The sequence below is a fragment of the Prevotella falsenii DSM 22864 = JCM 15124 genome (genome assembly GCF_000613945.1).
Classification (GTDB): domain Bacteria; phylum Bacteroidota; class Bacteroidia; order Bacteroidales; family Bacteroidaceae; genus Prevotella; species Prevotella falsenii.
This window is the reverse complement of record NZ_BAJY01000084.1, coordinates 1-867: the sequence shown is the minus strand read 5'-3', so window position 1 is coordinate 867 and position 867 is coordinate 1. Positions and strand designations below refer to the sequence as shown.

Below are 867 nucleotides of genomic sequence, written 5' to 3'. Positions count from 1 at the left end.
GTAATAATAGTATTGTTGTGCAGAAAGAGGCTGTTCTTCTTTATCCAATTCTTCGTCAAAAATCTTGTAAGCTTCAGAACACCCTCCAAGATTATAGATTAGAATAGGGTAGAAACTCAAAAATACTTCGTGCGGTAGCTTCAGTTTATAGTAATGAAGCAAAAGCAGAAAATCTTGTATAGAACCAACATGTTTCCAATAGGAGATAAAAGAAGTGGAATCTTGAGAGGAAAAAGAATCTGTCGGTAGAGATATATGTTGAAATAGAGAGTGATAGTTGTAAGGATAACTATCAAAAACACTTATTAAATTTCTTAATATGTATGGTCTTATTTTTTCAGAACTATTCGAAAGAATAAGATATAGTGTGGTATTGTAATCAGCTTTACTTTTTTCAACTTCTCCTATCTTATAATATATATTTCCCCTATTATTATACGCGTCGAAGTATTTATTGTCTAATCTTATTGTCTCAGAATAGTCATCAATAGCTTTTTGATACTCTTCTATAGAAGCATATGCATTTCCTCTATTATTATACGCATCTACGAATGTATCGTCTAATCTTATTGCCATATTTAAATCTTCAATAGCTTTTTGAAACTCTTTTATTCTAATATATGCATACCCTCTAGAATTATATCCTAAGACAAATATATTGTCTAATCTTATTGCCTCAGACACGTCATCAATAGCTTTTTGATACTCTTCTATAAAAATATATGCACGTCCTCTCTCATGATATGCATCTGCGCATTTATCGTCTAATCTTATTGCCTTATTTAAATCTTCAATAGCTTTTTGATACTCTTGTAAATGAATATATGTTTTTCCTCTATTTAAATACGCATCGATGTATTTATTGTC

General features: G+C 30.1%; 1 protein-coding gene. It reads right to left on the bottom strand.

The window, feature by feature from the left end; all coding sequences use genetic code 11:
* Positions 1 to 867: tetratricopeptide repeat protein (locus tag JCM15124_RS14630; RefSeq protein ID WP_024999674.1), on the bottom strand; the 867-nt coding region annotated here is incomplete at both ends.